This window comes from Gordonia sp. McavH-238-E (genome assembly GCF_022348225.1).
GTDB classification, from domain to species: domain Bacteria; phylum Actinomycetota; class Actinomycetes; order Mycobacteriales; family Mycobacteriaceae; genus Gordonia; species Gordonia terrae.
On the sequence record NZ_JAKRFE010000016.1, the window covers coordinates 1 to 25,276 of the forward strand.

Annotated in this window: 25 protein-coding genes; 11 read left to right on the forward strand and 14 right to left on the reverse strand. The window is 67.4% G+C overall.

From position 1 onward, the window contains the following. Positions 1-34: 34 nt before the first annotated feature. Complete coding sequence (locus MHN80_RS20880) at positions 35-1,144, reverse strand: DUF222 domain-containing protein (RefSeq protein WP_239403487.1); 1,110 nt, start codon at positions 1,142-1,144, stop codon at positions 35-37. Positions 1,145-1,308: 164 nt separating this feature from the next. Beyond that, complete coding sequence (locus MHN80_RS20885) at positions 1,309-2,109, reverse strand: ABC transporter ATP-binding protein (protein WP_239403488.1); 801 nt, start codon at positions 2,107-2,109, stop codon at positions 1,309-1,311. 148 nt (positions 2,110-2,257) lie between these two features. Between MHN80_RS20885 and MHN80_RS20890 the strand changes: the two genes are divergently transcribed. Further along, positions 2,258-3,679 (forward strand): IS1380 family transposase, encoded by a 1,422-nt coding sequence (locus MHN80_RS20890; protein ID WP_275447997.1) that lies wholly within the window; start codon positions 2,258-2,260, stop codon positions 3,677-3,679. 360 nt (positions 3,680-4,039) lie between these two features. Here MHN80_RS20890 and MHN80_RS20895 read toward each other — a convergent pair whose 3' ends face one another. From MHN80_RS20895 to echA20, 4 genes are read right to left on the reverse strand one after another with little or no spacing between them, the layout of a single operon-like run. Further along, positions 4,040-5,152, reverse strand: a complete 1,113-nt coding sequence (locus MHN80_RS20895) for a nitronate monooxygenase family protein (RefSeq protein WP_239403490.1) — start codon at positions 5,150-5,152, stop codon at positions 4,040-4,042. Continuing rightward, entirely contained in the window at positions 5,149-5,919 is a 771-nt protein-coding gene (locus MHN80_RS20900) for a CoA-transferase subunit beta (protein ID WP_004020837.1), read from the reverse strand. The genes MHN80_RS20895 and MHN80_RS20900 overlap by 4 nt, the downstream gene beginning before the upstream one ends. Continuing rightward, on the reverse strand, positions 5,916-6,845 hold the full coding sequence (locus MHN80_RS20905) for a CoA transferase subunit A (RefSeq protein ID WP_239403491.1): 930 nt from the start codon (positions 6,843-6,845) through the stop codon (positions 5,916-5,918). The genes MHN80_RS20900 and MHN80_RS20905 overlap by 4 nt, the downstream gene beginning before the upstream one ends. Next, positions 6,845-7,630, reverse strand: a complete 786-nt coding sequence (gene echA20 / locus MHN80_RS20910; protein ID WP_101819834.1) for a (7aS)-7a-methyl-1,5-dioxo-2,3,5,6,7,7a-hexahydro-1H-indene-carboxyl-CoA hydrolase — start codon at positions 7,628-7,630, stop codon at positions 6,845-6,847. The genes MHN80_RS20905 and echA20 overlap by 1 nt, the downstream gene beginning before the upstream one ends. Positions 7,631-7,720: 90 nt before the next feature. Between echA20 and MHN80_RS20915 the strand changes: the two genes are divergently transcribed. Genes MHN80_RS20915 through MHN80_RS20925 form a run of 3 tightly spaced genes read left to right on the forward strand, consistent with a single transcriptional unit; the run spans position 7,721 to position 9,829 of the window. Next, complete coding sequence (locus MHN80_RS20915) at positions 7,721-8,509, forward strand: SDR family oxidoreductase (RefSeq protein WP_239403492.1); 789 nt, start codon at positions 7,721-7,723, stop codon at positions 8,507-8,509. A 58-nt stretch (positions 8,510-8,567) separates the two neighbouring features. Further along, the gene (locus MHN80_RS20920; protein WP_033205060.1) at positions 8,568-9,452 is read left to right on the forward strand and encodes an SDR family oxidoreductase; all 885 of its coding nucleotides are present in this window, start codon (positions 8,568-8,570) and stop codon (positions 9,450-9,452) included. Then, entirely contained in the window at positions 9,449-9,829 is a 381-nt protein-coding gene (locus tag MHN80_RS20925; RefSeq protein ID WP_004020842.1) for a hypothetical protein, read from the forward strand. The genes MHN80_RS20920 and MHN80_RS20925 overlap by 4 nt, the downstream gene beginning before the upstream one ends. A 76-nt stretch (positions 9,830-9,905) precedes the next feature. On the opposite strand, the gene MHN80_RS20930 is transcribed toward MHN80_RS20925, so the two are convergent. After that, positions 9,906-10,562, reverse strand: a complete 657-nt coding sequence (locus MHN80_RS20930) for a GNAT family N-acetyltransferase (RefSeq protein WP_004020843.1) — start codon at positions 10,560-10,562, stop codon at positions 9,906-9,908. Positions 10,563-10,731: 169 nt separating this feature from the next. Here MHN80_RS20930 and fadD8 point away from each other — a divergent pair, with 169 nt between their 5' ends. Next, entirely contained in the window at positions 10,732-12,378 is a 1,647-nt protein-coding gene (gene fadD8, locus MHN80_RS20935) for a fatty-acid--CoA ligase FadD8 (RefSeq protein WP_239403493.1), read from the forward strand. Between the two features lie 36 nt (positions 12,379-12,414). On the opposite strand, the gene MHN80_RS20940 is transcribed toward fadD8, so the two are convergent. After that, positions 12,415-13,533 (reverse strand): DUF5685 family protein, encoded by a 1,119-nt coding sequence (locus MHN80_RS20940; protein WP_239403494.1) that lies wholly within the window; start codon positions 13,531-13,533, stop codon positions 12,415-12,417. 64 nt (positions 13,534-13,597) lie between these two features. Continuing rightward, on the reverse strand, positions 13,598-14,593 hold the full coding sequence (locus MHN80_RS20945; RefSeq protein WP_239403495.1) for a YafY family protein: 996 nt from the start codon (positions 14,591-14,593) through the stop codon (positions 13,598-13,600). A gap of 93 nt (positions 14,594-14,686) precedes the next feature. Here MHN80_RS20945 and MHN80_RS20950 point away from each other — a divergent pair, with 93 nt between their 5' ends. Next, positions 14,687-15,313: a TIGR03086 family metal-binding protein gene (locus MHN80_RS20950; protein WP_004022067.1), complete on the forward strand. Its 627-nt coding sequence runs from the start codon at positions 14,687-14,689 to the stop codon at positions 15,311-15,313. Positions 15,314-15,596: 283 nt separating this feature from the next. Here the strand turns inward: MHN80_RS20950 and MHN80_RS20955 are convergent, their stop codons facing one another. Both MHN80_RS20955 and MHN80_RS20960 read right to left on the reverse strand, forming a co-directional pair. Continuing rightward, positions 15,597-16,088 (reverse strand): nitroreductase family deazaflavin-dependent oxidoreductase, encoded by a 492-nt coding sequence (locus tag MHN80_RS20955; protein ID WP_239403496.1) that lies wholly within the window; start codon positions 16,086-16,088, stop codon positions 15,597-15,599. Further along, positions 16,088-17,251, reverse strand: a complete 1,164-nt coding sequence (locus MHN80_RS20960; RefSeq protein ID WP_004022065.1) for a steroid 3-ketoacyl-CoA thiolase — start codon at positions 17,249-17,251, stop codon at positions 16,088-16,090. Before MHN80_RS20960 ends, MHN80_RS20955 begins: the two co-directional genes overlap by 1 nt. 341 nt (positions 17,252-17,592) lie before the next feature. Here MHN80_RS20960 and MHN80_RS20965 point away from each other — a divergent pair, with 341 nt between their 5' ends. The 3 genes from MHN80_RS20965 (at position 17,593) to MHN80_RS20975 (ending at position 20,089) form a co-directional block, all read left to right on the forward strand. Next, a complete protein-coding gene (locus MHN80_RS20965) occupies positions 17,593-18,912 on the forward strand; it encodes a cytochrome P450 (protein WP_004022064.1) in 1,320 nt (439 codons plus the stop codon). Beyond that, positions 18,909-19,373 carry a nuclear transport factor 2 family protein gene (locus tag MHN80_RS20970; protein WP_004022063.1) on the forward strand — a complete coding sequence of 155 codons (465 nt, stop codon included), beginning with the start codon at positions 18,909-18,911 and terminating at the stop codon, positions 19,371-19,373. The genes MHN80_RS20965 and MHN80_RS20970 overlap by 4 nt, the downstream gene beginning before the upstream one ends. 167 nt (positions 19,374-19,540) lie before the next feature. Next, positions 19,541-20,089, forward strand: a complete 549-nt coding sequence (locus MHN80_RS20975) for a carboxymuconolactone decarboxylase family protein (protein ID WP_239403497.1) — start codon at positions 19,541-19,543, stop codon at positions 20,087-20,089. A gap of 42 nt (positions 20,090-20,131) precedes the next feature. On the opposite strand, the gene MHN80_RS20980 is transcribed toward MHN80_RS20975, so the two are convergent. Genes MHN80_RS20980 through MHN80_RS20990 form a run of 3 tightly spaced genes read right to left on the reverse strand, consistent with a single transcriptional unit; the run spans position 20,132 to position 23,390 of the window. Then, entirely contained in the window at positions 20,132-21,310 is a 1,179-nt protein-coding gene (locus tag MHN80_RS20980; RefSeq protein WP_004022061.1) for a thiolase domain-containing protein, read from the reverse strand. Next, entirely contained in the window at positions 21,310-22,359 is a 1,050-nt protein-coding gene (locus MHN80_RS20985) for a thiolase domain-containing protein (RefSeq protein WP_101819843.1), read from the reverse strand. Before MHN80_RS20985 ends, MHN80_RS20980 begins: the two co-directional genes overlap by 1 nt. Next, positions 22,359-23,390: an OB-fold nucleic acid binding domain-containing protein gene (locus MHN80_RS20990; protein ID WP_239403498.1), complete on the reverse strand. Its 1,032-nt coding sequence runs from the start codon at positions 23,388-23,390 to the stop codon at positions 22,359-22,361. Before MHN80_RS20990 ends, MHN80_RS20985 begins: the two co-directional genes overlap by 1 nt. Positions 23,391-23,481: 91 nt before the next feature. Here MHN80_RS20990 and MHN80_RS20995 point away from each other — a divergent pair, with 91 nt between their 5' ends. Next, positions 23,482-24,519, forward strand: a complete 1,038-nt coding sequence (locus tag MHN80_RS20995) for an LLM class F420-dependent oxidoreductase (RefSeq protein WP_004022058.1) — start codon at positions 23,482-23,484, stop codon at positions 24,517-24,519. Positions 24,520-24,540: 21 nt separating this feature from the next. Further along, a complete protein-coding gene (locus tag MHN80_RS21000; RefSeq protein WP_239403499.1) occupies positions 24,541-25,257 on the forward strand; it encodes a PAS and ANTAR domain-containing protein in 717 nt (238 codons plus the stop codon). Positions 25,258-25,276 lie beyond the last annotated feature (19 nt).

Genomic DNA, 25,276 nt, shown 5'->3' on the forward strand with positions numbered 1-25,276 from the left:
CTCCCAACGAGATCCGAGCTGCCTCCCAGCTTCCTCAGGCCGCTGTGACGACCCGAGATCGGGGGTCTCTCACCCCCGATCGGTAACAACGCGCCTCAGGGCGCACATGGACCAGATGGTGGACCTGGGTATGTGCTGCTGGGGCACCGCATTTCACGCAACACCGGTCCCGGACGATGATCGCCTGCCGCAGATGGTGAGGGAACAGTCGTTTCGTGGTCCCCATCCGTAACGGGACACCCTCGGCGTCGAGGACGATCTCGGCTACCCCGCCGTCACACGACAACCGCCTGGCCGTCGATGCCGTGACCGCACCCACCCACGGCAGGCGTGCCGGATCGAGACCATCGGCGGGAATGGTGACCAGTAATTGGGTGCGCGGGGCTCCGGCGGTGGTCATCGCCGCGCCGATCGCCGCCTGATCGAGCAGCAGTTCCAGACCGTCGGCGCGACGCTCGCCGACACTGCGTCGATCGTCGGTGCCGTCGGGTTCGGGTCGCGGACCGGATCGTTCGTCGATCATCGTCAGGAACTTCTCTCCGATGACCGCCGTCACATCGCCGGTGATGGCGACTCGGCCCTCCTCGGTCACCCGGGCGTGCACGGTGTTCAGTGATGCGTTATCGGCTGCCGGAACCGCGTCCGGGTTTTCGTCGGCGACACGCATGGCGATCGAGCGGGCGTGGGTGTCGATCTCGGCGGGTGTGGCACCGGAGAACGCCTGGGTGAGCAACTCGGTCTCGAACAGCTGCCGGTCGTCGTCGGAATGCGTTGATGTGGAACACCTGTCGATGGAGGCGATACCGCGGACGACCGCATCGACGCACTCGACGGCGAGGTATCCGTCGGCGGCGCAGTCGGCGACCTTTGGCAACGACGCCAGGCCGGCGGCGATCCGCACACCGCGGTAGGCGACCGATGGTGGCATGCCCATCTCGATCAGCCACGACCGTGTCGTCGATCCCGCACGCGCCGCTGTACCCGAGGCCTCCAGAAGAGCTATGTGGACAGCGATCTGGTGATCGAGCACGTTGCGCAGCACCCGTAGTTCGTCGAGTCGGTCGAGCACCGCGCGACCGGTGCCGTCGTCGGGTGGTGGAGTCAGACCGATGAGGGTGTCGCGGAGCTCGGTGATCGAGGGCATGACACCAAGGTACTCGCCAAAGCGTTCGACGACGAGATTTGTTTCACAACCTAGGAGTCGACGAAAATTACTGCACTGCAATGGATGTCACTCACGTCCCAGCGGTGAACCGTGGTGAACTGTGGTGAACAGAAACCCCACCTGTCACAAGGGGGCCGGCCGAGTCAGGGAGCAGTGAACGAGACGCCCCGCGCCGACCACCGGCCCTCCTGGTGCGCGATCTCGATGGGGTAGTCGAAGCACTCGGTCACCAACTCGGTGGTCAGGATCTCGTCGACGGGGCCGGCGGCGAGGATTCGACCTCCGGTCACCAATACGGCATGCGTGGTCGTCTCGGGCAGTTCCTCGAGGTGGTGGGTGACGAGCACGGTCGCGAGGTCCGGGTGCGTGCGGTGCAACCGGTCGACGGTCTGCAGAAGTCGCTCGCGCGCGGCCACATCGAGGCCGGTCGACGGCTCGTCGAGCAGCAGGAGCCGCGGGTCGGACAGCAGCGCGCGGGCGATCAGCGTCCGGCCGCGTTCGCCCTGTGACAGGTTGGTCCACGGCGCCGACGCGAGCGCGCTCAGGCCGAGCATCTCGATCAGCTCGTCGGCGCGGGCGAGTGTCTCCGGTGCGGGTTTCCGGTGGTCCATCAACTCGGTCGTGCCGGTCGCACCGGTCAGCACGACCTCGCGGATGGTCAGCGGTGATCGCAGCGGATGCCGCGGGTTCACGTGGCCGATGGACTCGCGCAGTTGTCGTATCTCGACCCGCCCCAGCTGATGTCCGAGGACATGGACCGTTCCGGACGTCGGATGTTGTTCGGCGCCACACAGGCTCAGGATCGTCGATTTGCCCGCACCGTTCGGGCCGATGAGCGCCCATCGCTCGCCGGCCCGGATGGTGAGGTCGATGTCGGTGAGGATCGCGCGGGACTGCCGCACGAAACCGACCGAATCCAGGCGCAAGACATCCGGGGTAGACACGCTTGCGAACCTACCGGACCCTTCGTGACGGCCCTCCGCAAGCTCCGGGCCTCCTCAGCCTGGATCTTTCACGGGTTTGCGAGTTTGTCGGCGTGTGAATGCGCGAAAGTGCCTGTCTGCCAGTGGATTATTGAATCACCACAACACAATGATCCTGGCGCAGAGAGGCACTTCGCACGTGAAGCATAACCGCTACCCACATCTGGTTGTCGATACCGACCGCAGTGAGTCACTGACCAGCTCCACCGGCGCAGTCCTGCTACGCAAAACCATGCAGATCGCCGGTCTCGATACCGCCCTGAGCGCGGCGTTGATGCCGTGGACCGCACCACGGGCCGAGCATGACCCCGCCAAAATGCTGTTGGATCTGGCGACCGCGGTCGCTGTGGGCGGCGATTGTGTGTCTGATCTGGCGATCGTGCGCGCCCAACCCGCCCTGTTCGGCACCGTTGCCTCAGACCCGACGGTGTCTCGCCTGATCAGCACACTCGCCGAGAATTCCACCGCGGTTGTGGCCGCCATCCGCCAAGCCCGCGCACACTGCCGAGACAAGGTGTGGGCGCGGCGACGGCCACTGGACGGAGTGCCGGGCAGCGTCGACGGCGGGCAGGTCATCGTCGATCTCGACGCCACCACCGTGACCGCGCACTCGGACAAAGAACACGCCGAAATCAACTACAAACGCCAGTACGGCCACGCCCCGATGTGCGCACTGGTCGATCACGGCCAGTACGGCACCGGTGAACCACTCATCTGCGACCTCCGCCGCGGCGGCGCCTCACCACAAGGTGCTGACCTGCACATCTCTACGCTGACCGCCGCGTTGGCCCAGCTACCTCCTGGTGAACGTGATCAGGTACTCGTGCGCACCGACGCCGCGGGATGTTCCAAAGAGTTCCTGGCCCACATCACCGACGCCGGATTGCAGTACTCGATCGGCTACATCATCTCCGACACCATCAAAACCGCACTCGCTCGACTCCCCGAACAGGCCTGGCAACCAGCCCTCGACGCCAACGGCGAACCCCGACTCGACGCCCACGTCGCCGAACTCACCACCGCGATCCCCGCCCTGGCCACCAGCGACGCACCGTGGCCGAAAGGGATGCGTGTCATCGTCCGCCGCGAGTACCCCCACTCCGGCGCCCAGCTCCGGCTGACCGATATCGATGGCCGCCACTACACCGTGTTCGCCACCAACACCCGCGGCACCGGCTGGACGCTACCCACCCTCGAACTGCGCCACCGACAACGCGCCCGCGCCGAGGACCGCATCCGCAACCTCAAAGACACCGGACTGGCCAACCTACCGTTCCAAGCATTCGCCAAGAACCAGATCTGGCTGGAAATAGTCTGTCTAGCAACAGAACTACTGGTATGGACCCAAACCCTGTGCTGGGACCCCCACGCACCGATCCGCCGATGGGAACCCAAACAACTACGCCTACGCATCCTCGCCGTGGCCGGACGCATCATCCGATCCGGACGCCGCCAACTCCTCCGACTACCCCGCAACTGGCCCCACCTCGAGGCCATCACCACCGGCTGGACCGCACTACACACCACCTGAGCACCACAACCATCACGCACTCGGTCACTGCAGCCCGAACCCGACAACCCAGGACACCGAAAAACCGGCGCACAACGCCGGAACCCCCGCACGCCCACACCACAACCCCACCCAGCCCGACCTCACGTGAAAGATCCAGGCTCAGGGGGGCGGGGGTGACGGCCCTCCGCAAGCTCCGGGCCTCCTCAGGGGGCGGGGGTGGCGGCCGTCCGCAAGCTCCGGGCCTCCTCAGGGGGCGGGGTGGCGGCCCTCCGCAAGCTCCGGGCCTCCTCAGGGGGCGGGGGTGGCGGCCGTCCGCAAGCTCCGGGCCTCCTCAGGGGGCGGGGGTGGCGGCCCTCCGCAAGCTCCGGGCGCTGCGCCTTAACCCAACGATCCCAGCGTCTTCAACCGTTCGTGCGCCTGGGTCATGATCGACTGGATCAGCTCGTCACAGCTCGGCAGGTCGTCGATCATCCCGACCACCTGGCCGGAGGCGAGTACCCCGGCGCGGGTGTCGCCCTCGACGAGGCCGGCCTTGAGCAGCATCGGGGTGTTGCCGGCCATGATGACCTGTTGCCACGTGCGTTCGCCCGACTTCTTCATCGTGCGACCGTCTTTGAGCATCGTCGTCCAGCGCATGCCGGTCATCTGTTTGAACTCGTTGGCGTTGCGCGCCGCGGCGACGAGCGCCTTGACCGGGCTTCCGCTTTCGAGCGCCTCCACCAGCGGGGTACGCAAGACGCGATGCGGCATGCCGTCGACCTTCACCGACACGACGGTGTCGCCGAGTCCGCGTCCGAGGTACTCCTGTTTGACCGAGTCGGGCACGGCACTGTCGGAGGTGAGCAGAAAGCGCGTGCCCATCGCGACGCCCTGGGCGCCATAGGCCAGCGCCGCGGCGAGCCCGCGGCCGTCGAAGAAGCCGCCGGCGGCGACCACCGGCATGTCGATGCCTTTCGCCGACAACGCATCCAGCACCGACGGCAAGAGCAGCGTCGTCGCGACGGGTCCGGTGTGGCCGCCACCTTCGCCGCCCTGCACGATCACCGCGTCGGCACCCCACGACGCGACTTTCACGGCGTGCTTGGCCGCACCGATCGACGGGATGACGACGATCCCGTTGTCCTTCAGCTTGGCGATGAGTTCCGGTTTGGGTGCCAGCGCGAAGGACGCGACCTTCACACGCTCGCGGATCAGCAGGTCGATCCGCTCCGGGGCGTCGGTCGCGTCGGCGCGCATGTTCACGCCGAACGGCTTGTCGGTCAGCGTCTTCGTCTTCGCGATCGCGGTCTCGAGTTCGGCGAAGGTCATCGTCGCCGACGCCAGGATTCCCAGCCCGCCGGCGTTCGACGTCGCCGAGGTCAACGAGGGCCCGGACACCCAGCCCATCCCGGTCTGCACGATCGGGTACTCGATGCCCACGAGTTCGGTGAACGCAGTCGACAATCCGGCTGCACGTGCCGGGCTCGGATGCGCGGCGGTGGGTTCGCTCATCGGACTTCCTTGTTGCGGACGCCCTTCGGATCGAGGACGTCCCGGATCAGGCCGAGCTCCTCTGCCGTCGGCCTGCGCGTTTCCGGTGCATCGGCGAGGCCGTCGATCTCGAAGCCGGTGTTCTCGGCGACCTCGTCGGCCGTGACTCCCGGATGCAGGGACAGGGCCCGCATCGTGTGGCCCGCACCGCCGAAGTCGAAGACGCCCAGGTTGGTGACGACGCGGTGGATGTTCAGATCGTCGAAGGCGGGGTTCTCCGGATCGACCTTGTCGAAGCCGACGCCGGACACGATGTCGACGGACTCGCCGAAGACGCGTGCCGTGTGCCGCGGCACCCAGTAGCTCGTCGGGTGGTTGATGGTGTTGCCGGGAGCTCCGCGCACACCGAACATCTGGCGGGTCGGGTGCTGCAGCGGTCCGAAGGCCGACAGATTCTGATTGCCGTGACGGTCGATCTGGTTGGCGCCCATGACCACATGACGACGCCCCGACGCGACGACGTCGAAGACCTTGCGGAACGGCATCCACCCCTCGATGGGTCCGGTCTTCCCGATCGGCGGGGTGTCGGCCAGGATCAACGCCTCACCGTCGGTGATCAGCAGATCGGGTTCGGTGGTGAGACGTGCCAGGCGGGCACCGAGCAGGGGAGTGGGCGCCATCGGCGATGCCATGATCTCGCCTGCCCCGGAGAAGATCTCGGCGCAGGAGATGACGCAGTACTCGGCACGCGTGACGTCCGTGGACGTCTGGGTCTCGGCGGTGCTCACTGCTCGTTCTCCTTCTGCTCGGTCTGCCACGCGGTGACCTCGCGCTGGTAGGTCTCCTCGTCGACCTGGAGGAACCGGCGGGAGAACGCATCCCAGGTCTCGGGTTCCTTGGCCGAGGCCACATAGAACTGCTGGAACTTCTCATCCCGGCCGTACTCGGCTGTGCCATTGGGCCCGCTCGCTCCGCTCCCGGCGCCCGTCAAAGTGAAGTGCGCCCCGTTCGGTGCGTGGACAACCCGGTCGACGTTCATCCGATTGAGCAGAAGACGCTGATGCGGAACCGTTTTGACCAGTACCTCCGTGGAGACGATCTGATCTGTTTCGAGGTAGCGACGCTCGGCGGCCGCGCAGTAGAGATCGTCGAAGTACGGGTCGACCCCGGTGTAGGCGGCGTTGCCGTGGGCGTCGGCCAGATCCAGGTGGACGAAGGCGGCGTCGAGTTTCAGTGCCGGCATCGCCACCAGGGTCTGGGTGCGGCCGTCGGCGTCGGGATAGGGCGAGGTGACGGTCTTCAGCTCCCCCTCCCAGAAATTGAGGACGTCGGAGCCCAGGCCGGCGCGGATGGGCAGGAACGGCACGCGCGCGGCGGCTGCTTCCAGCCCGCATTTCACCATTCCCTCGTCCATCTCGCGCACCTCGATCTCGCCGTTGGTGCGGGCCTTGGCGAACCACGGGTCGTAGAACGGCGCCGAGTCGAGCGAGACGAAGCCGTAGTACGCGCGGCGTACCTTGCCTGCGGCGCACAACAACCCGAGGTCGGGCCCGCCGTAGGTGACCACGGTGAGGTCCTTGACGTCGGAGCGGGCGAGCGCGCGCACCAGCGCCATCGGCTTACGGCGCGAACCCCATCCGCCGATGCCGATGGTCATCCCGTCGCGCAGCTCGGCGATGACGTCGTCGAAAGTGCTTGTCTTGTCGGTGAGCATCAGGCACGTCCTCCATCCGAAGCCGAATTCGCGGTGAGTGGCTTGCCGGTCGAGACGAACGCGTCGCGGTGCTCGTCGGCGACGCCGGCCAGGTTCAACTCGAAGGTGTAACCCTGCTCGAGGCGGTAACTCGCCTTGACGTCGATCGGGTCGATGTTGTTGATCGCTTCCTTCGCTGCGCGGATCACCCGAGTGTCCTTGGCGGCGATGGCCTCCGCGATCTCGAGGGCCGCGTCGAGCAGCTCCTCGCGCGGCACGACCCGGTACACCGACCCGAAATGCTCGAGTTGCTGGGCGGTGACGTTCTTGGCGGTGAAGTACAGGGTCCGCATCATGTGCTGGGGCACGAGTCGTGCGAGATGCGTTGCCGCGCCGAGGGCTCCGCGGTCGACCTCGGGCAGTCCGAAGACGGCGTCGTCGGAGGCCACGATGACGTCGGCGTTCCCGACGAGTCCGATGCCGCCGCCCACGCAGAATCCGTTCACGGCGACGACGACGGGGACCGCGCAGTCGTAGACCGCGCTGAACGCGGCGGCGCATCCGCGGTTGGCGCCGATCAGGGCGTCGAAGCCGTCGGTCGCCTGCATCTCCTTGATGTCGACGCCGGCATTGAAGCCGCGCCCCTCTGCTCGCAGGACCACCACATGCGTGGTCGGGTCCGCTCCGGCGGCGGTGATGGCGTCACCGAGTTCGAACCACGCGGCCGATGGCAGCGCGTTGACCGGCGGATAGTCGACGGTGACCGTCACGATCCCGGAATCGGAACGTGTCGTGGTGATCGGCACGCGGGCTCCTCTCATGGGGCGATTCGGACAGCCCGGAGGACTGCGGAAGCGCACCAAGCAAGTGCTTGGTTGTTTGGTAGGGTAGCACCCATGCAGACGCAGTCACAGGTCGAGCTGGGCCTGGTCGGAAAGGTCGTGCTGGTCACCGGCGGGGCGCGTGGGGTGGGTGCCGGGATCACCCGCGTGCTGGGCTCGCTCGGCGCTCGACCGGTGATCTGCGGCCGTAACGCCGACAACCTCGCCGACGACCTCCGTGAGGTCGACTTCGTGTCCTGCGACGTCCGCGACGCGGATGCGGTCGAGGCGATGATGGACGAGATCATCGGGCGCGCCGGACGTATCGACGGCGTCGTGAACAACGCAGGCGGATCACCGTTCGCACTGGCTGCCGACGCGTCGGTCCGATTCGCCAGCAAGATCGTCGATCTCAACCTGCTCGCTCCGCTGGCCGTGGCCCGCGCGGCCAACGCCGTGATGCAGACGCAGCCCGACGGCGGTGCGATCGTGAACATCTCCAGCGTGAGCGGCCACCGGCCGTCACCCGGGACCTCGGCCTACGGGGCGGCGAAGGCCGGGCTCGACAACCTGATGAGCTCGCTGGCCGTCGAGTGGGCGCCGCGGGTGCGGGTGAACTCGGTGATCGCCGGTCCGGTCGTCACCGAGCAGTCGCACCTGCACTACGGCGACGACGCCGGCGTCGCGGCGGTGGGTGCGACCATCCCGATGGGCCGCATGGCCACGCCCGCCGACGTGGGCAATGCGGTCGCGTTCCTGCTGTCACCGCTCGCCGGTTACATCAGCGGATCGACGCTGACCGTGCACGGGGGCGGCGAGAAACCGGCATTCCTCGACGCCGCGACCGCCGGTAACGCAGTCTGAGACCCGGCGCGGATCGGGTCCGAGAGCAGTTCGGAAAGGAAACAGTGTGACCAGCACAATGAATGAGGGTCGAGTCGTCATCGTGACCGGTGCCGGCCAGGGCATCGGACGTGCCCACGCCCTCGCGTTCGCCGCCGACGGCGCGAAGGTCGTGGTCAACGATTACGCCGAGGATCCGGCGAGCGAGGTGGTCGACGAGATCGTCGCCGCGGGCGGGCAGGCCGTCGCATCGGTGGGTGATGTCGCGGACTGGGATGCGGGAGCGGCCATGGTCGAGACCGCGCTCTCCACCTTCGGGCGCCTCGACATCCTGGTCAACAATGCGGGTTTCGTCCGCGACCGGATGCTGGTCTCGTTGTCGGAGGACGAATGGGATGCGGTCGTCCGGGTGCACCTCAAAGGGCACTTCGTCGGACTGCGGCACGCGGCCGCGCACTGGCGCGCGCAGGCCAAGGCCGGCGACGTTCCGCAGGCACGCATCATCAACACGAGTTCCGGTGCGGGCCTGTACGGTTCGGTGGGCCAGGGTAACTACGTCGCGGCGAAGGCCGGCATCGCGGCCCTGACGATCCAGGCAGCGGCCGAACTGGGGTCGTATGGTGTCACCGTGAACGCGATCGCTCCGGCCGCCCGCACCCAGATGACCATGGGCGCCGGTGAGGCAATGGCCGCTCAGATGGCCGCGCCCGCCGACGGCTCCTTCGACTCGATGGATCCGGCAAATGTGTCGCCGCTCGTGGTCTGGCTCGGTTCGCCCGCAGCGGGCTCGGTGACCGGCCGGGTGTTCGAGGTCGAGGGCGGCAAGATCTCGGTCACCGATGGCTGGCAACGAAGCATCGAGCGGGACAAGGGGTCTCGCTGGGAGGCCGGTGAGCTCGGCCCGGTGATCGAGGAGATTCTGGCGAAGGCGCCGGTGCCGATGCCGGTGTACGGCGCGCGATGACGTCACCCGCCGATTCGTCGGGCGACCGGATCGCAGCGGCCAGGGCCTATGTCGATGCCCTGGTCAGTCACGATCCGTCTGCGGTTGCGCTGCACCCGGACTGCACCCGGGTGGAGTTCGGCGTCAAGACCGGACGCAACGGCGGCCACATCACCCGTAGCCTCGCCCGCGGTCCGCAATTCCGCCTCATCCATCGGGTCTCGGACTTCACCGCAACGGTCGACGGTCACAGCGTGACCACGCGCTACGTCGTGCACGTCCGACCCAAGGCGCTACGACTGGGGGCGACGGTGTCGGAGACCTTCGTGATCGACGAGGACAACCGGATCCGTGCGATCGTCGCCCACTTCGGACTCCCGCGGCCCCAACGCGCCTGACCGCCGGGCACTTTCGCACGCAACGAACACCCACCGCCCCGCGTGGCGGTGGGTGTTCGGCTGGTATGGATGTGAGTCAGGCGCCCGGCGCGCGGACGACCATCGGCACGCCCGGGAAGTAGGCGGCCATCTCCGAACGCGACTTGCGCAGCGCGGCGGTGCCGTACCCCGACTTGCGGAACTGGGGATGGATCCAGATGCGCAGGTCGATCTCGCCGTCCTTCAGCTCGCCGAATACGAAGCCCACCTTCGATTCGCCCTCGACGGCCACCAGCCAGACGGCTTCCTCGGCGTCGACCCGGTCGGTGGCGGCGCTGATCTCGGCCGCGACATCTCCGGCGGGAGCACCGGAACCGTCTCCGGCGGTGCCGATCTCGTTGGTCCGCGCCGAGAACAGTTCCGCGTCGGCGGACGGGTCGAACGGACGGAGGTCGAGCGTGTCACCGCTGCTCGCCGGCCGCTCGGCCAGCGTGAAGGTGAGGGAACTGTTCAGGTCGTCGAGCTCGGCCTGGTTCTTGCGACGGTCGTCCTTGGTGAGCTGGTCGAGCTTCATGTCCAGAATGGCCTCGGCGCCGAGCCGGGACTTCCCGAGCAGCTCGACGATTGCGGCGACGGCCTGGTCGTGATTCTCGGCGTCGACGATGGCATCGAGGACCTCATGGCGACGTTCGAGAGCGGTCAGCAGGGCGTCGGCGATGTCTCGTCGGGTGGTGGCGAGGTCGAGATCAGTCATGCCTCGATCCTAGGTCACCGTCGGTCACCATGTGGTGGACATCCGGTGCGCGCATCGGATGCCGGACCTCGCCCTCGAGGCGCAAATGTAGAACAGGTTCTATTGGCTGGATGGTCTGTTTTGGTGGAGATTCTTCCCTCTGGCTGTAACACGTCCTAGTCTGGTGCTCATGACGAACGAGGGTACGACGACACCACCGACCGACTTCGATCACCTGCGCGGGGGCACGCACATGGGCGACCTGATGGTCGCGGCGTTGCGGCGGCACGCCGGCCGCACCGTGCTGTCCCTCGGGGACACCGAGATGACCGGCGGCGAGATGGCCGCGTCGATCAGCCGGTACATCCAGGCCTTCGAGGGATTGGGGGCCGGCACCGGAACCGCGGTCGGCCTGCTCGCGCTGAATCGTCCGGAGGTGCTGTTCGTGATCGGCGCCGGCCAGACCCAGGGATGGCGTCGTACCGCGCTGCATCCGCTGGGGTCGCTCGACGACCACGCCTACGTGCTGTCCGACGCCGGTGTGTCGACCCTGATCATCGATCCGGTCCCCATGTTCGTCGAACGGGCGGCGGCGCTGCTCGAACGAGTGCCCGGCCTCAAGCAGGTGCTGACACTCGGGCCGGTACCCGAGCAGCTGGCCGCCCACGCGCGCGACGTGATCGCCGAGGCCGAGAACTTCGACCCCAAGCCTCTTGCGGCGGCACATCTCTCGCCCGACCACGTTGTCTCGATCACCTACACGGGTGGGACGACGGGCAAACCCAAGGGTGTCATCGGCACCGCCCGGGCCATGTCGACGATGACGCAGATCCAGCTCGCGGAATGGGAATGGCCGGAACACCCGCGGTTCCTGCTCTGCACCCCGCTGTCACATGCCGGTGCGGCGTTCTTCGTGCCGACCCTCATGAAGGGCGGATCGATGGTGGTGCTGTCCAAGTTCGACCCGGCGGAGGTGCTGCGCACGATCGAGGAGCAGAAGATCACCGCGACGATGCTGGTGCCGTCGATGCTGTACGCGCTGATGGACCACCCGGACTCGAAGACGCGCGACCTTTCGTCGCTGGAGACCGTGTATTACGGTGCGTCGCCGATCAATCCGGTACGTCTCGCCGAGGCCATCGAGCGTTTCGGGCCGATCTTCGCGCAGTACTACGGCCAGTCCGAGGCCCCGATGGTCATCAGCTATCTGGCCAAGGGCGATCATCCGGGTCCCGGCGAGGACCAGCGTCGGCTGAGCAGCTGCGGACGACCGTCGGCCTTCCTGCGCACCGCCCTCCTCGGCCCCGACGACAAGCCCGTCCCGCAGGGTGAGCCCGGCGAGATCTGTGTCGCCGGACCGCTTCTCGCGGGTGGCTACCTCGGTCTCCCGGAGCAGACCGCGGACACCTTCCGTGACGGCTGGCTGCGCACCGGTGACGTCGCCCGCGAGGACGAGGACGGATTCTGGTTCATCGTCGACCGCACCAAGGACATGATCGTCACCGGCGGGTTCAACGTGTTCCCGCGCGAGGTCGAGGATGTCGTCGCCGAGCACCCGGCCGTCGGGCAGGTCGGCGTCATCGGTGTCCCGGACGAGAAGTGGGGGGAGGCGGTCACCGCGATCGTCGTGCTCCGCAGTGATGCCGACACCGACGATGCGGCGAAAGGCCGCATCACGACCGAGATCCAGCAGTCCGTCAAAGACCGCAAGGGCGCGGTGCAGTCGCCCAAGCAGGTGATCTTCGCCGACGCACTGCCGTTGACCGCACTCGGCAAACCCGACAAGAAGGCGCTGCGGTCCCAGTACTGGGCCACCTCCGACCGCGGAGTCGGGTAGGTCTTCGTTCCCTGGGGGACGGACCCAGATCGCAGGTCAGAGATCGCAGCAGTCGCAACAATCGCAGCAGTCACAGTCGTCGCAGACCGCATCCTTGTACTTGTCGGTGAAGTGATTCCAATGGTCGGTGCAGCAGGCCTTGCCGAAACAGGAAACACCGATGAAGGGCAGAATCCGTTCGGCGAAGGAACGATTCGGCTTGAACGGCGGCGGGTACGGCCACTCGGTCGGATAACCGAAGGGCCGGTGCGGTGGCCACTGTGTGCGCGAGTCGGCGGTCACCGACATGGTGGCAGAATGAGGGTGCATTCGCTTGTGGATGGCGTGGCGCAGGCCGTCGAGCAGAACCACGCGCAGCAAGCGGTCGTCGGCGAGGGAGAGATCCGCATAGCGCGCCCGGATCGCGGCCGCCAGTCGCCGGCACCGGTCGAGGGCGGTCTCGGGTGACGTGCCGGTCGCGCGGAGTGGGTTGAACCGCCCCTCGGCGTCATCGGAGTCGTAGTCGTCTACCGCGTCGAGCAGGTGCGCGATGCGGCCGAAGTCCGCGCCGATGTCGAGCAGCGGCTCCCGATTGCCGGGGACCTCGGCGAGCACCGCCGAGGTGGCGAAGACCTGTGCCGCGGCGACCGCCGATGGTTCGATGAGGTCGTCGAGCACCACGCTCGTCGACTCGATCTCCGCCTGCCGCGACAGCGTCGTCATCATGGAATCGATGTCGAGCCGGTCGGCGACCGCGGTGTCGGCCGCTGCGTGCCGGCGCAGATGGTTCCCGGCGTATCCGGCGAGTTTCGCGCGGACCGGCCGGCGGGGCGCGAGCGCGTGGTGTTGCTCGTTGCCGACGTCGACAGCCTTCGCTGCGGCCAGGGTGAGCGACGCGGTGGTGGCCAGGCGGACGCCCGGTTCGTCGCCGGACACGACTGTCGCCGTGCGCATTCCGCGAAGGGGGCACCGGCCGGCAGTTGTGGAGGCGCACTCCGACGCCGATTGCGCAGCGGTGAGGATCGAGACCATCACCGCGTCGGTGTTGACCGTCAGCCTGCTCGACTGGCCGTGGTTGTCGCGCAGCGAGATACAGACACCGCACAGGTGTGAGCGCCACTGGTCCATCAGATCGTGGTCGAGTGCATGCCGACAAGGAGTGAGGACTCCGAACATCTGAGAATCAGACCACAGGGCCGGGAGCGTCGCCACGGGATTCATTCGTTCGGCGCAACCACTCTCAACCCGGTCCGCGCGCCCCTCCGATCGATCGGGCGCGAGCGGACAGTGCGTCCCGCAACCACCTCGGCTCCACCACGGCGAAATCGTGATCGAACATCGACGTCCACAGGGCGCGGGTGGCATGTCGATGATCGGCGAAATGGAGTTCGAGGTGACAGCGGTCGCCCGGCCGGCGAATCGTGTCGACGGCGGTGGCGATCATCCCAAGGCGCTCGGCATCGTCGGCGGCACAGTCGACGACCACGTCGACGGGTTCGAACGAGCTGCGGAACGCGTCGCGGCGTCGTTCCCAGATCGCGGCGAGGTCAACCTCGTCGTCCCGTTGTGCGGGCTCGTCGAGGACCTCGACGTCGCGCATCCTGGAGATGCGGTACATCCGTTCGTCGGAACCCTTGCCCGGTCCGTCCTTCCGGGTGGCGGCCGTCTCGGTGGTCCCCGGGCGTCGTCCGGAGGCGACGAGATACCACGTGTCGCCGGCGACGATGAGTCCGATCGGGTCGAGGACGTGTTCACGGGCCTCGTCCGCGCCTCGCCGGCGGTAGCACATGCGTATCCGACGCCCCTCGAGGACAGCGGTCTGCACGGCGTCGAGCGACTCGAGTCGCTCGGGTGCGCGGACGAACCCTTCCGGCCGGACCAGAACCCGCTGGGCGGCCCGGACCGCGTGCCCGCGGTGCGCCTCCGGGAGCGCCGCGGTCACCTTTCGCATGGCGCTGGTGAACGCGGGGGAGTCCAACCGGCCCGTCCCGGCCAGGAGGGAGGTCGCCTCGTCGACGGTCAGTCCGGTGAGATCGGTGCGGTATCCGGGCAGGAGTGCAAACCCGCCGTGGCGACCCCTCTCGGCGTACACGGGGACACCGGACAGGGACAACGCGTCGATGTCACGCAGCACGGTTCGCTCGGAGACCCCGAGTTCGGCGGCCAGCACCGCGGCGGTGACCCGGTCGTGCTTCTTCAGGACCATGAGCAGGGCGATGAGGCGTTCAGCGCGCACGGGGGAGATTCTTCCGGAAATACATGACAGAAGGTGTCGTGTATCGGGACTTCACTGGTCGACGTACCCGAAACCCCACGAGAGGACGACACCATGAACGCAGCGACCACGAACTCCGCACCCACTCCCGAGGCGACGCCCGCCCTCGACGATCCCCGGCCGGCGTTCCGCGCCGCCACCGCATGGGTCGTGGAACTGCTCGACGGAGTGTCCGACGACCAACTCGACTCGCCGACGCCGTGCGACGAGTTCGACGTCCGAACGCTGTCGGCCCACCTCGTCGCCGTCGCCGAACGCGCGGCCGCGCTGGCCGAGGGTGTCGACATCCGCACGATGGCGTCGATCGCCGAACAGTTCGACGCCCGGACCTACGCGGCCTTCATCGACCAGGCGCTCGACTCATGGTCGGATGACGCCAAGCTCTCCGCGATGGTCCAGGTGCCATGGGGCGAAGTCCCGGGCGCCGGTGCCCTGTGGGGTTATGTCAGTGAAACACTCGTCCACGGCTGGGATCTGGCGGTCGCCACCGGTCGGCCTCCGGAGGCCGACGCCGAACTCGCCGAGACGACGCTCGGGGTGGCACGCCAGTTCATCCCGGCCGCGATCCGCACCGATCCCGGTGTCCCGTTCGGCCCCGTCGTCGAGCCGCGGCCCGAGGCCGGACCCACCGAGCGGCTCGCCAACTGGACCGGCCGGCAGTCGGTGGGATGGGTGGCCTGAAGTACAGAGCGCGACGGCTTCTGCTCCCTGAGGTGCGGGCGGGTCGACTTCGCGCTACCTGAGGTGCGAGCGGGCCGACTTCGCGCTCCCTGAGGTGCGAGCGAAGCGAGCCTCGAAGGGTCCTGGCGAGATGCGTTGCCGCCCTTCGTGGCTCGTCGCTATCGCTCCTCACACCTCAGGGAGCAGGGATGGGGTCTCTGGCTAGAGCTATGCAACCGGCTCGCAGATGACCACCGGGATCGTCCGCTCCGTCTGTGTCTCCGGTGGACGGGAGCGGACGAGCTCAGGCGGTCGGCTCGCAGATGACCACCGGGATCGTCCGCTCCGTCCAGGCAGCGTAGGTGTCGTAGTCGGCATAGGTGTCGACCAGATCCGGCCACAGATCGGCGCGTTCGGCATCGGTGGCCGTGCGCGCGACGAGGTCGAACTTCTCCTTGCCGAGCTGGATCTCGACCTTCGGGTTGTCCCGGAGGTTGAGGTACCACGCGGGGTGCTTGGCCGAGCCGCCCTGCGACGCCACGACGACGAACGAGTCGCCGCGGCGCAGGTAGATGAGCGGAGCCGTGCGCGGCTGACCCGACTTGCGGCCGATCGTCGTCAGCAGGCACACCGGCGCCGGTTTGCGGAGGCCCGCGCCCACGCGCCACGTGCCGCCGACCCGGCCGCCGGTCGCCTTGTACAGCGCCGTGTTCGCCTTGGAGCCCAGCTTGATGAACTTGCTGACGACAGGTGAATCCAGCTGCGCCGGTTTGTTGTTCGGATCGAAGGCGGGCATCAGATCCGCTCGATGATCGTGCCGGTGGCCATCGCTCCGCCCGCGCACATGGTGATCAGGGCGGTCTGACCGTCCCGGCGTTCCAGCTCGTGCAGTGCGGTCGTGATGAGGCGGGACCCGGTACTGCCCACCGGGTGGCCGAGGGCGATGGCGCCGCCGTTGACGTTCACCTTGTCCATGTCCGCGCCGTGGACCTGAGCCCAGCTCAGCACCACCGACGCGAACGCCTCGTTGATCTCGACGACGTCGATGTCGGACAACGACATCCCCGACTTCGCCAGCACACGTTCGGTCGCCTGGACCGGACCGTCGAGGTGGAAGTGCGGCTCCGCGCCGACGAGTGCCTGCGACCGGATGCGAGCACGCGGCGTCAGGCCCAACTCGCGTGCCCTGGACTCGTCCATGATCAGCACCGCGGCCGCGCCGTCGGAGATCTGCGACGAGGTGCCCGCGGTGTGGATGCCACCCTCGAGGACGGGCTTGAGTGCCGACAACGACTCGAGGGTGGTGTCACGCAGACCCTGGTCCCGGCTGACGTCCAGGATGTTGCCGGTGAGCTCGCCCTCCTTGGTCCGCTCGGGTGCTTTCAGCGTCAACACCTCGCGATCGAAGCGGCCCTCGTCCCACGCCTGGCGCGCGAGGCGCTGGCTGCGTTCGCCCAGCCCGTCGATGTCGGCGCGTGTGATGCCGCGGCGTTTCGCGATGCGCTCGGCGGCCTCGAACTGATTGGGCATGTCGACGTCCCACGACTCCGCGTGGTACGGCCCGGCGTCGGTGCCGACGTTGGCCCCCAGCGGGACGACCGACATCGTCTCCACGCCACAGGCCAGACCGATTTCTATCGCGTCGGAGGCGATCAGCCCGGCGATCAGATGGTTGGCCTGCTGCGCCGAACCGCACTGGGCGTCGATGGTGGTGGCGCCCGTCGCCTCGGCAAGGCCCGCCGACAGCCACGCCTTGCGGGTGATGTTTCCGGCCTGCGCGCCGGCCTGGGTGACACAACCGCCGATGACCTGCTCGACGAGTGCGGGATCGATGCCGGCCTTGTCGAGGACCCCGCGCTGGGTCATGCCGAGGAGCTCCTCGGCATGTAGTCCTGACAGCCATCCGCCACGCTTGCCGATCGGCGTACGCGCCGCCTCCACGATGACCGGAACGCCCATGGTCACTCCTTCGTTGGTCTCGGTGAACTCCGTTGCCCACCGGGTATGGCCCGACGACAGGGCGTCGAGGCCGCTGAGATCACGCTAGAACACGTTCTATGTTTGCGTCTATGGTGGGTCCGGAAGGCGTCCCCCGATGACACCTCGGGACGCGGTCCGGCGTCGTACGACTGCGCTGCACGATGGCGAACATGGTCGGATCTGCGAAGCAACGCTGCTGGTGGGGGCAACAAGCCGGGAACAAAACTAGAACAAGTTCTCGTCTGGGGGTGTCGAATGGGTCACAGTGTGCTTCAATGTGATTGAAACAGGTTCTAAATCTCACAGCGAGGTGGTGTGACGTGACCCAGGCCCAGAGCGCCCCGATCGGCAGCGAGCCGACCACGGCGGATTCTGCGCACGCGAGCCCTCCCGACGTCGTCGCGGAGTGCCCGTTCATGCAGCAGGAAGGGTGGGATTTCACCAACCCTGATCTGCTCGAAAAGGGAATCCCCGTGCAGGAATTCGCGCAACTGCGCAAGACCGCACCCGTCTGGTGGAATGCCCAGGCGCCCGGAAAGGGCGGCGGGTTCCACGATGGTGGCTACTGGGTGATCTCCAAGCACGCCCACGTCCGCGAGATCTCGAAGAACAACGACGACTGGGAAACCAACGCCAACGGCGTGATCATGCGTTTCGAGGACGACATGACCGCCGATCAGATCGAGATCACCAAGGCGCTGCTGATCAACCACGATCCGCCGGAGCACACACGCCTGCGCAAGCTGGTCTCCAAGTTGTTCACGCCGCGTGCCGTGCACTCCCTCGAGGAGAAGCTCGACGATGCCGCGCGTGAGATCGTCAGGCGGGCCGCGGAGAAGGGCAGCGGCGACTTCGTCAAGGACGTTGCCGTCGACCTCCCGCTGCTGGCGATCGCGGATCTGCTCGGTGTGCCCGAGGTGGACCGGGAGAAGCTGTTCGACTGGTCGAACTCGATGATGAACGCCGACGACCCGGACTACACCACCGATCCGCAGCAGGCGAATGCCGAGATCCTCGGCTACGGCTACACGATGGCCGAGGAGAAGCGTAAGAATCCCGGCGAGGACATCGTCACCACTCTGGTGAACGCCGACATCGACGGGCAGGCGCTCGACGAGACCGAGTTCGGGTTCTTCTTCATCCTCCTGACCGTGGCCGGTAACGAGACCACCCGTAACGCCATCAGCCACGGGATGAACGCGTTCCTGGACAACCCCGACCAGTGGGAGCTGTTCAAGAAGGAGCGCCCGGCGACCGCGGTCGACGAGATCGTCCGATGGGCGACCCCGGTGAACTGCTTCCAGCGGACTGCCAAGCGGGACACGCAGATCGGCGGCGTCCACATCGCGAAGGGCGAGCGCGTCGGTATGTTCTACGGCTCGGCGAACTACGACGAGGACGTCTTCGACGATCCGTTCTCGTTCAACATCATGCGTGACCCGAACCCGCACGTCGGGTTCGGCGGCAACGGTGCGCACTTCTGCGTCGGCGCGAACCTCGCGCGGATGGAGATCAACCTGATGTTCAACGCGCTCGCCGACATGGTGCCCGACATCACCAAGCTCGACGCCCCGCGCCGCCTGCGGCACGGTTGGATCAACGGGGTCAAGGAACTCCGCGTCGACTACGGTACGAAGTGACCGCAGCGGAGGAGACCGCCGGACAGCAGTCGCCGGCCTACCTCGGCATCGACCGGGAGAATCATCCCGCAGTCGTGGCAGGTCGTCGTTCGCGTGAGTTCGTGGCGTCACGGGACAAGCAGGCGTGGATCGACAACTTCGCCGTCGACGCCACGGTGGAGGACCCGGTCGGTCCGTCGATGTTCGATCCGGACGGCGCCGGATTCCGTGGGCACGAGGCGATCTCCGAGTTCTGGGACAAGTCGATCGGGACGACCGAGAACATCGACTTCCGGTTCGACGAGGAGATCATCTGCGGGAACGAGGTCGCCTACATCGGCAGCATCGTCACCCACATCGCCGGCCACGTCTCCGAGGCGCGGGGAGTCTTCACGTATCGGGCCGACGCCGAGGGGAAGCTGTCGGCACTGCGCGCCTTCTGGGAAGTGGAGAAGACCATCAACTCGGTGCGCAAGGCCTGATCGGCGCACGAGTTGCCCACCGCGGGCGGGACAGGTGACGACCACCTGTCCCGCCCGCGGTGTTTGTCAGTGACGGTGCCTGTGAGCCATCGGACGTTTACACCGGAGTCGCATCGGCGCACGATGAGGTGCGTAAAGGTCGGCGATCGGCACCGGAAGGACGGACGATGAGGGCACTGCACCGAACACGGAACTACCTTCGCGCGATGGGGCGGGCCCGACGGCATCGCGCCGAACTCGTCGGCCATCTGGCACGACGACCCCTCGTCGCCGGCGCGACCATGGGCATGGAATCGGCACTGCTGCTGTCGAATCGGATGGACCCGAAGCTCAAGGAGCTGGCCGAACTGAAAACGGCCGGCCTGGTCAGCTGCGAGTTCTGCCTCGACATCGGTTCGGCGCTCGCGACGGGAGCGGGCATCACCGAGCAGCAGCTTCGCGATCTGCCGCGGTATCGGGAATCGGGTGCGTACACCGAGCTGGAGAAACTCGTCATCGGCTACGCCGAGGCGATGACCCTGACCCCCGCAGTGGGCGAGAATCTCGCCGAGCTGCGGGGTCGGCTGGCCGAACATCTGTCGGAGACCCAGATCGTCGAGCTCGCGATGACCATCGCATGGGAGAACCAGCGGGCTCGGCTGAACCAGTCACTGGGCGTTCGGCCGACCGGGATGTCCGACGGCCTCGCCTGCGCTGTGCCAGAACGCATGTCGTAGCAGTCATGCGCACATGGCGCGCATGACTGCTACGAGAACGGATCAGTGGAGGGGCTTGTCCGCCCCGACGAGCCACATCGAGAAGTACTGCGAGCCACCACCATAGGCGTGACCCAGCGCCTTGCGCGCATCGGCGACCTGGTGGTCGCCCGCCTTGCCCATGACCTGGATGGCTGCCTCGGCGAAACGGATCATGCCCGATGCGCCGATCGGGTTCGACGACAACACACCGCCCGACGCGTTGAGCGGCAGGCGGCCGCCGATCTCGGTGTCACCCGATTCGGTGAGCTTCCAACCCTCGCCCTCGGCGACGAAGCCGAGGTTCTCCAACCACATCGGCTCGAACCACGAGAAGGGGACGTAGATCTCGGCGGCGTCGATCTCGTCGAGCGGATTGCTGATGCCACCGGCCTTCCACAGCGCGGCGGCGGCGTCGCGCCCGGCTTGGGGACTCACGACGTTGCGGTGCGCATAGGACAGCGGTTCGGTGCGCATCGCGGTGGCGTGAATCCACGCCACCGGATCACCCGCGGCCACGGCCGCATCGGCGACATCCTCGCTGCCGATCACCACCGCGCAGGCGCCGTCCGACGACGGGCAGGTCTCGTCGTAGCGGATCGGGTCCCACAGCATCTGCGAGCTCATGACCTTCTCGACGGTCTGATCCGGCTGATGCAGGTGCGCAAGGGGATTCAACGCGCCGTTACGACGGTCCTTGGCGGCGACCATCGCGCCGATGTGCTCGGGAGCCCCGGACTGCCGGATGTAGGCGCGTACGTGCGGTGCGAAGAATCCGCCCGCGCCCGCACCGACCGGTTTGGTGAAGGGCACCGGGATCGACAGGGCCCACATCGCGTTGGACTCCGACTGCTTCTCCCACGCGACCGCGAGGACTCTCTTGTGCACGCCCGCGAAGACCAGCGACGCGGCCACGTTGGCCGTCGACCCGCCGACCGAGCCGGCCGTGTGCACGCGGATGAGGCGTTTGCCGACCGCGCCGATGGCCTCGGCCATCGCGAGCTCGGGCATCATCGACCCCTCGAACAGGTCGGGCGCCTTGCCGATGACGATCGCGTCGATGTCGTCGAGCGAGACCTTCGAGTCGATCAGCGCGGCGTCGATGGCCTCGCGGACCATGCCGGCCATCGTGACATCGGACCGTTTGGCGACGTATCGTGTCTGCCCGGTGCCCAGCACCGCGGCACGGTTGTTGTGTCCCATCAGTTCCCGGCCCCCTCGTTGTTCTGGGCACTCAGTGTGACCACCATGTTCTGCTGCAGCAGCGGGCCGCTCGACGCATGGGCGAGCGCGGTGCCCGCGTTGCCGCCGAGGATCTCGTGCGCGGCGTAGCCGATGCGCTGCAGGCCGGCCGAGAACAGCGAATTGCCGGCGAGGGAACCGCCGGACGGGTTGATCCGCACCGAGTCCGGAAGGCCGAGTGCGTTACGGACGATGATCTCCTGATGCGTGTACGACGCGTTGATCTCGGCGACGTCGACCGCACGGCTGCGATCGCCGAACGCGGTGTCGCCGGCCAGCTTCGTCGACGGGGAGAGGGTGAGGTCGCGTGCCCCGAAGTTGGGGGTGTCGATCCGATGGTCCCATCCGGTGACGAATGCCGGATTGGCGACGAGTTCACGCGCTTTGCGCTCACTGGCGATGACGACCGCGGCGGCGGCGTCGGTGTACGGCGCGATGTCGTGCGCCCGTAGCGGATTCGCGACGTAGTCGCGGCCGAGAAGCTCGTCGACCGAGCCGCCGAAGGTGCGGGCGCCGATCGTCGCCATGTCTTCTTCGGTCCACACCCCGGCGTCGATCCCGGCTCGCGCCTGCAGCGCGCCGAGCGACCGGGCGTCGGGGTGCAGGGGAGCGACCGTGTAGGGGTCGGTCTGCAGGGTCAGGGTCTGATCCGCATTGCCGGCGGTGGCCTTGCCGAAACCGTAGGCGAGCGCGAGGTCGACCTCACCGGTGGCGATCTTGACCCACGCCTCGTAGAGCGCCCATGCGCCGTCCATCTCGACGTGTGACTCGTTGATGGGCGGCATGGCGCCGATCGAATCGATCGCCGAGATGAAGGAGAACGCGCGGCCGGCAAGGTAATCCGACGATCCGCTGCACCAGAACTCGATGTCGGTGCGAGCGATGCCGAGCTCGGCGTAGAGCTTCTCGAAGCACGGGATCAGCATCTCGACACCGTTGGTGGTGCCGTGGGTGCCGGCGACATTGGGGCTGTGCGCGAAACCGATGATCGCGATCGGGGGCAGTGTCATCAGAGGTGGTCCTTGTAGGTCTCGTACTCGGCGTCCGGTTCCCCGGTGGGCGCGAAGTGGCTGATGTTGCCGATCGAGTGCTCCCATTCGTCCTCGGGGAGCCAGACGGCCTTGACGCGCATGCCCATTCGGACCTCGGCGGCCTCGATGTCGAGGATCAGGTGGAGGAACGGGATGTCCGCGCCGTCGAGGAGCACGTAGGCGGCGACGTACGGAGGCTTGATCCGCTGGCCCTGGAAGGGCACGTTGACGATGCAGAACGTGGTGACGATGCCGGTGTGGGCGAGTTCGACTCGTTCCACCGCGGGGGAACCGTCGGCCGGGCTGACGCCACGGGGCGGGAAGTACACGCGTCCGGCGTCGACACCCGAACCGATACGGGTCCCGATCAGCTTGCCCGCCTTCAGCCCTTCGAGGTAGACGGACTCCTCCTCGTTGGCCGAGTGGATGATCTCGGTGCTGACCGGGGTGGGGATGACGAGGAGGCCGGTGTCGGCACCCTTGGGTGCCTCGGCGGTGTTGGCAGGGGCGGTGGCCGGCTCCTCGCCGGGGGCGAAGTGGGCGATGTCGTCGATGCGGCCGATACGAGCCGCGCCGAACACCGCGTGGACCCGCATCCCGGTCGACATCTCGTCCGGGGAGCCGACCGAGATCGCATGCAGCAGAGTCGTGTCCGCGCCGTCGAGGCGGATGAGCGCCCATGCGAACGGCTTGTCCAGCGGTTGGCCGGGTACCGGCTCCGGGTTCCAGGTCCACGTGGTCACCGTGCCGACGGTCGACACCTCGACGAACTCCGTGGACTGCGCGCCGGTGACGGGGTCGAACTCGACCGGAGGGACCGCGACCTTGCCGTCGCTGCCTCTCGAGCCGATGATCCGACCGTCGCGCAGGGCGAGTGCGAACTGACTGAGAACCGGACCCAGAGACCTGGTGTAGTCGAACGAGTTGGTCAGGGGAGCGGTCAGGATGGGGGACTTCGGCTCGGGCACCTCGGCAACGGGACTCGGGGCGGCCGGAGACGTTACGCTCATGCTCACATCTCGAGTAGAACACGTTCTAGTATTGGACACAAGGTGCATGTCAGGCCGTGGGAACGCGCGGCCGGGCGAAAGGGGAGTGGGAGTGAAGCTCGGTCTGCAACTGGGGTACTGGGGCGCCGACCCCATCCCGAACGCGCCGGAATTGATCGCCGCCGCGGAGGAATGTGGCTTCGACGCCGTGTTCACCGCGGAGTCGTGGGGATCGGATGCGTACACGCCGCTGGCGTGGTGGGGTGCCGCGACCTCGCGTCTGCGACTGGGCACCGCGGTGGCCCAGCTGTCGGCGCGACCGCCGACCTCGCTCGCCATGCACGCGCTGACCCTCGACCATCTCTCCGGCGGCCGGCACATCGTCGGACTCGGGGTGTCGGGACCGCAGGTCGTGGAGGGTTGGTACGGCGAACCGTTCGCCCAACCGCTGGCGCGCACGAGAGAGTACGTGCGCGTGGTGCGGGACGTGCTCGCGCGCCAGGACAAGGTGACCAACCCCGGTCCGCACTATCCGCTGCCGTATCCGGCTGACGCACCGGGGTCGACCGGCCTCGGGAAACCGTTGAAGCCGATCACCCACCCGCTGCGCGCCGATGTGCCGATCTGGCTGGGCGCCGAGGGCCCGAAGAACGTCGCGCAGACCGCCGAGATCGCCGACGGCTGGCTCGCCATCTTCTTCAGCCTCGGCCTCGCCGACCAGTACAACGCCTGGCTCGACGAGGGATTCGCCCGCCCGGGTGCGCGCCGGTCGCGCAGCGACTTCGAGGTGGCCGCGACCGTGCAGGTCGTCATCACCGACGACGTCGCGGCCGCCATCGACCGGTACCGGCCGTCGACGGCGCTCTACGTCGGCGGAATGGGCGCCAAGGAGAAGAACTTTCACGCCGAGCTGTACAAGCGGATGGGTTACGGCGACGCCGTCGACGAGATCGTGAGCCTGTTCCTGAGCGGGAAGAAGGCCGAGGCGATGGCCGCGGTGCCCGACGAGATGGTCCGCGAGACGATGCTGGTCGGGACCGCCGACGAGGTGCGCGCGCAGATCAAGGAGTGGGAGGCGGCCGGGGTCACCATGCTCATGGTCACCGCGCGCGACGCCGAGACGATCCGCGAACTGGCGACGCTGGTGTGATTCGGCCATAGAATTCACCCCGTGCGACACGGTGATCACGATCCTCGTTGTGAGGGCGCAGACCACGAACGGGGCGGCCTCCCGGCGGGAAGGCAGAACAACACGTCCGACCGGATGCCGTCGGGAATGCGCCGCATCGGCAACTTTCGCTTCTTCTACGAGGGTGAGAAGTGGGAGTGGTCGGACGAGGTCGCCGCGCTGCACGGCTACGCACCGGGTGAGGTGGAACCGACCACCGAGCTGATGCGCCGCCACAAGCACCCCGAGGACCGTGCCCACTTCGACGCGGTGATGGCCGAGATGCTCACCAATCACGCGCCGTTCTCGAGCCGTCACCGCATCGTCGACACGTCGGGGCGCGTCCGACCGGTGGCGGTCATCGCCCACTCCATCACCGACGCAACCGGTGTGCCCATCGGCACCGAGGGTTTCTATCTCGACCTGACCGACGCCGAACTGGCCGCGGTGCAGCGGCGGGTCGACGATCAGGTCCGGGCCTTCCGGGACAGCAGCGGGGTGATCGAGCAGGCGAAGGGCATGCTCATGCTGGTGTACGGAGTCAACGCCGACCGGGCGTTCGATGTGCTCCGCTGGCGCTCGCAGCAGGAGAACGTCAAGATCCGGGATGTCGCGGCCGCGCTCGTCGTCGAGATCCAGGCGGGACTCTCGGTGGAGGACCACCAGCGTCGGCGCCTCGACGAGATCGTGCTGCGTCCTCGGCAGTCGGCGGGGGACTGACCGGTGCTCTCCAGCCCTA